Origin of the sequence: Pseudomonas sp. IT-P44 (assembly GCF_949768225.1) — a bacterium.
Lineage (GTDB): Bacteria > Pseudomonadota > Gammaproteobacteria > Pseudomonadales > Pseudomonadaceae > Aquipseudomonas > Aquipseudomonas migulae.
Genome location: NZ_CATKQM010000071.1, coordinates 1 through 4621, shown reverse-complemented (window position 1 = coordinate 4621; position 4621 = coordinate 1). Strand labels below are relative to the sequence as shown.

The 4621-nt window shown below is 60.3% G+C and carries 5 protein-coding genes; 2 read left to right on the top strand and 3 right to left on the bottom strand.

All coding sequences use genetic code 11. The annotated features are described in order from the left end of the window. Nucleotides 1–29: 29 nt before the first annotated feature. Nucleotides 30–1142 carry a succinylglutamate desuccinylase/aspartoacylase family protein gene (locus ACM6IO_RS26650; RefSeq protein WP_414912534.1) on the bottom strand — a complete coding sequence of 371 codons (1113 nt, stop codon included), beginning with the start codon at nucleotides 1140–1142 and terminating at the stop codon, nucleotides 30–32. Nucleotides 1143–1342: 200 nt separating this feature from the next. Further along, on the bottom strand, nucleotides 1343–2122 hold the full coding sequence (locus tag ACM6IO_RS26645; protein WP_192228756.1) for an ABC transporter substrate-binding protein: 780 nt from the start codon (nucleotides 2120–2122) through the stop codon (nucleotides 1343–1345). Nucleotides 2123–2284: 162 nt separating this feature from the next. On the opposite strand from ACM6IO_RS26645, the gene ACM6IO_RS26640 reads away from it, so the two are divergent. Continuing rightward, nucleotides 2285–2944, top strand: a complete 660-nt coding sequence (locus ACM6IO_RS26640; protein WP_225609966.1) for a type 1 glutamine amidotransferase — start codon at nucleotides 2285–2287, stop codon at nucleotides 2942–2944. Nucleotides 2945–3086: 142 nt separating this feature from the next. On the opposite strand, the gene ACM6IO_RS26635 is transcribed toward ACM6IO_RS26640, so the two are convergent. Continuing rightward, nucleotides 3087–3515: a rhodanese-like domain-containing protein gene (locus tag ACM6IO_RS26635; RefSeq protein WP_414912533.1), complete on the bottom strand. Its 429-nt coding sequence runs from the start codon at nucleotides 3513–3515 to the stop codon at nucleotides 3087–3089. A gap of 101 nt (nucleotides 3516–3616) precedes the next feature. On the opposite strand from ACM6IO_RS26635, the gene ftrA reads away from it, so the two are divergent. Further along, complete coding sequence (ftrA, locus tag ACM6IO_RS26630) at nucleotides 3617–4591, top strand: transcriptional regulator FtrA (protein ID WP_192228754.1); 975 nt, start codon at nucleotides 3617–3619, stop codon at nucleotides 4589–4591. Nucleotides 4592–4621: the final 30 nt, after the last annotated feature.

Here is a 4621-nt window from a genome sequence, read left to right as displayed (position 1 = left end):
AAGGCATCAGCGACACCAAAGCATCCCGGTCAATCGTTAATCAACTTCCCAACGCGGATCGGCTCGCGCCCCGCAACTTTCGCCTGCCACGTCCCCGGTTGCGTATACCGCCCACGGTCGATGGCAAACAACACACCACTGGTACCGGCGCACACGGTGGTCACCCGGTCGCTCAACGGGTCAACCACTTCAAACAGTGCATCGCCCTTCTCGACCCATTCACCGGCCTCGCGCAGAAAACTGACCACGCCATGATGCGGCGCAAACAGATATTCCGTGCCTTCAAACGGCATACCTTCACAGCATTCACTCGGTGCCGCCGGCCAGGTGCCTTTGATAAAACCCTGTTCGGCAAGGAAGCCGAGAATGGCCTCGCAATTGGCCTGAGCCTGATCGACCCGGGTATCGCCCATGCTGCCCAGCTCCAGCGTTGTCGCCAGGTTGGCCGGTGGAATCGCCGCCTCGGGGAATGCCTTGGCCAGACGCAACCATGGCGAAGAACAGGATTCATCGAAAGAACTGCCGCCGGAGTCTTCACACAGCAGCGCAACGCCTGCCTTCAGCCGAGCCGCCAGGGACTTCCATTGCGACCAGTGTTGCGGCAGCGCATAAATATGAATCGCCGCTTCGAAATCGCAATGCAAGTCGAGGGTGATGTCGGCATCACAGGCATGGCGCAGCAGCAAGCGATGCATGGCTTCCAGCTGCGACTTTGGTGCAGGCAAACCGTCGAGAACCTGGCCCATGGCCTGGCGAATCAACGCGATGTTGGCCAGGGCATCGGCGCCCAACTGATCACCGATCAGCTCGCCGACCGGCGCGCTCAGCTCAACGAACGAGCGGTTGAAATTCTTGCCACTGCCGAGTTCGAAACGGCCCATGTGACTGCCTTGCAGGTGTTGGTCCAGGCCGATGGGATTGGCCACGGGAACCAAATCGATCACGCCTTGCAACTGACCTTGGGCTTCGAGCTCGGCCAGGCGTTTTTTCAGCTCCCACGCCGTGCGCATGCCCGGCAGTTCGTCCGCGTGCAGGCTGGCCTGGATGTAGACCTTGCGCGAGCCCGTGCCGTAACGAAATACGCTGAGGGTGCGTTCGGAGCCCAGGTGGCTCCAGGGCAATGGGTGGTCGATGCGTTGCATAAAAACTCCTGAACATCAGAACACTGAGATCCCCTGTGGGAGCGAGCCTGCTCGCGATAGCGGAGTATCAGGATACAAAACATTGGCTGACACTCCGCTATCGCGAGCAGGCTCGCTCCCACAAGGTTCTCGATTCATTAAAGAGAACATAAAAAAAGTGGCAACCGTCTTCACGGTTGCCACTTTCTTATACGGCTGGATTACTCGCCGTAAACATCAAAATTGAAGTACTTGTCCTGCACTTGCTTGTACTTGCCGTTGGCACGGATTTCAGTGATGGCGGTGTTGAATTTGTCCGCCAGCTCTTGATCACCCTTGCGCACAGCGATGCCGGCGCCGCCGCCGAAGTACTTGGCGTCTTCGTAGGTTGGACCCACAAAAGCGAAGCCCTTGCCCGCGTCGGTTTTCAGGAAACCGTCGTCGAGGTTGACCGAGTCGGCCAGCATCGCGTCGAGGCGACCGGAGACCATGTCCAGGTTGGCTTCCTGCTGCGAGCCGTAACGCACCAGGACAATACCGGCCGGTTGCAGCACTTCAGTGGCGAAGCGGTCGTGAGTACTGGCGCGCAGTACACCGACTTTCTTGCCCTTGAGCTCGGTCAGCGGGTCTTTGACGTCGGTGCCTTCCTTCATCACGAAGCGCGCCGGGGTGTGGTAGTACTTGATGGTGAAATCGACGTTTTTCTTGCGGTCGTCGGTGATGGTCATGGACGACAGGATCGCGTCGATTTTCTTGACCTTCAGGGCCGGGATCAGGCCGTCGAACTCTTGCTCGACCCAAGTACATTTCAGTTTCGCCTGCTCACACAGCGCGTCGCCGATATCAACGTCGAAACCGGTAAGTTTGCCGTCAGGGGTTTTCATCGAGAATGGCGGGTAACCGGCTTCGATACCGATGCGGATCGGCTTGGCGTCATCGGCCACAGCGGTCAGGGACAACATCGACAGTGCCAGGGCACCGAACATCACTAGCTTCTTCATTTATAACTCCTGTGGGCGGAGGCTTTTATTGGCAGCGTTCGATTGGTAGCGTTCGGTCAGCGCTTTTTTGTTGGAGAAAACCGAAGTGGCGGGCAGTCTAGAGCGGCTTCAGGCGCGTAAATTGTGCATATGCGACAAATACTTATAGAAAAGGCGAGCTGCATGAACGATGAGATTCGCACCTTGAACCTGATCCAGCACCACCCCGCCGAAGGACCGGGCGCAATTGCCGACTGGGCTGCCTCCCGGGGATTGTCGCTGAACGTCTACCGCGCCGACCTCGGTCAATTGCCGCCAGTCAGCGCGGAACCGGCGGTTTTATTGGGCGGGCCCTATGAGTCCAACGCCGGCCCCGCATGGCTGGAGGCTGAACGCCAGTGGCTCGCGCGCAGCCTGGAACAGGGCGCAGCGGTGTTTGCGATTTGTCTGGGGGCGCAGTTGTTGGCGCTGAGCCTGGGCGGGAATGTGCGGCGAATGGATCGGACCGAAACCGGCTGGACGCCAGTGCGCTTTGCCGATGGCCAGGTATTGAAGGTGCTGGAATGGCACGAAGACGCCATCGACTTGCCGCCCGGCGCGCAACTACTGGCCAGCAGTGATCAGTGCGAGCAGCAGATGTATCGCGCAGGGCCTGCTCGGGTGGGTTTGCAGTTTCATCCGGAGTGGAATGCCGAATCGGTGGCAACGCTCAATGCGCACTTTGCCGAGGAATCGCCGCTGCCACGGGGAGCACCGGACAGCGCCGCCCATGCCGCCGTTTTTGAATGGTTGCAGGTGACGCTGGATGAGTGGTGGGCGGTAGCGGGCAAAGCGGGCAATTAGCCAACGATCGCATGAATACCTAAATCTGTAGGAGCCGGCTTGCTGGCGATAGCGACCGTTCAGGCGATGAACATGTCGACTGACCCACCGCGATCGTCGGAACGCCGCCCGCAGCAAGCCGGCTCCTTCAAAAGCATTTACATCAGCATTCGCAGCCGATGGCAGCTGGCCGTTGCACCTCAGTGCTCAACTCAAACCCTTCATCCAGCCAACCGGTCACTCCGCCGATCATTTCCTTGACCGGGTAACCCAGCGCCGCCAGTTTCACCGCGGCCTTGTTGGCACCATTGCAATGCGGCCCGGCGCAATACACCACGAACAGCGTGGATTTGGCATAGCCAGCCACCCCTTCAGCAGTCAGCAGTCGTCCCGGAAAATTGATCGCGCCCGGCACATGACCACGCTCGAACGCCAGCGGACCGCGAACGTCCATTAGCACAAAATCCACTTCACCTGCCTGCTGGCTGCCGTGGACGTCGGAACAATCGGTCTCGAAGGTCAGACGGTTGCTGAAATGCATCAGGGCAATCGCCGATGGGGCGGCGGGAATGTTGCGGACCAGGCTGGTCATGAGCGGTACTCCAACGTTTGGGTGGGTGTGAGAAGACTTTATCCGCCGTGCGCTTGCGGCTAAAGTGGCGCACAAGACACCTACCGGGAATTTTCCGCCAAATGCAGCCCAACCCTGGATTAGTCGCGATTCTGGCCTACGACGGCCTCTGCACCTTCGAATTCGGCATCGCCGTGGAGATATTCGGCCTGGCGCGCCCGGAGTTCGATTTCCCGTGGTACGAACACCGGATCGTCGCCGTGGATCAGGGCCCGATGCGCGCCATGGGCGGCATTCAGGTGCTGGCCGATGGCGGCATGGAACTGCTCGGCGACGCCCGAACCATCATCATTCCCGGTTGGCGTGATCGCAACGCTGCGGTGCCTGAAGCGTTGATCACCGCCCTGCGCCAGGCCCATGCGCGGGGCGCACGGTTGCTGTCGATCTGCTCGGGCGTGTTCGTCCTGGCAGCGACCGGTTTGCTCGACGGTCACGGTGCCACCACACACTGGCGCTACACCTCGGAACTGGCGGCGCGTTTCCCGAACATCCTGGTGGACCCTGACGTGCTCTACGTCGACTCGGGCCAACTGATCACTTCGGCGGGCAGTGCTGCTGGTATCGATGCGTGCCTGCATTTGGTGGCACGGGATTTCGGCACCCAGGTGGCCAACTCGGTAGCACGACGGCTGGTGATGTCGCCGCAACGCACCGGCGGCCAGGCCCAGTTCATTCCGACGCCGGTCAGTCCTACGCCGCGCAGCGATCTTTCCCGCGTGATGCAGTGGGTTCGGGAGCGTTTGCATGAACCGCTGGAGGTCCGCGACCTGGCCAGCGAGGCGGCCATGAGTGAACGGACATTCCTGCGTCGGTTTACCGAAGCCACGGGCATGCCGCCCAAAGCGTGGTTGCAGCATGAACGCCTGGCGCGGGCCCGTGAATTGCTGGAGAGCACGAGCAGAAACACCGACCAGATCGCCGAGCAGTGTGGTTATCGCTCGGTGGAAAGTTTCCGGGTGGCGTTTCGCAACGTGGTCGGCGTGCCGCCGTCGGTGTATCGGGAGCGGTTTGGGCGGGAGATTGAAGCGAAGATTTGAGGTGTGTTTGAGGGCCCCTTCGCGGGCAAG

What these genes read in the sequence shown, in the direction of transcription:
- ACM6IO_RS26650 (WP_414912534.1), bottom strand. Translation starts at nt 1,142, where the DNA reads ATGCAACGCATCGACCACCCATTGCCCTGGAGCCACCTGGGCTCCGAA.
- ACM6IO_RS26645 (WP_192228756.1), bottom strand. Translation starts at nt 2,122, where the DNA reads ATGAAGAAGCTAGTGATGTTCGGTGCCCTGGCACTGTCGATGTTGTCC.
- ACM6IO_RS26640 (WP_225609966.1), top strand. Translation starts at nt 2,285, where the DNA reads ATGAACGATGAGATTCGCACCTTGAACCTGATCCAGCACCACCCCGCC.
- ACM6IO_RS26635 (WP_414912533.1), bottom strand. Translation starts at nt 3,515, where the DNA reads ATGACCAGCCTGGTCCGCAACATTCCCGCCGCCCCATCGGCGATTGCC.
- ftrA (WP_192228754.1), top strand. Translation starts at nt 3,617, where the DNA reads ATGCAGCCCAACCCTGGATTAGTCGCGATTCTGGCCTACGACGGCCTC.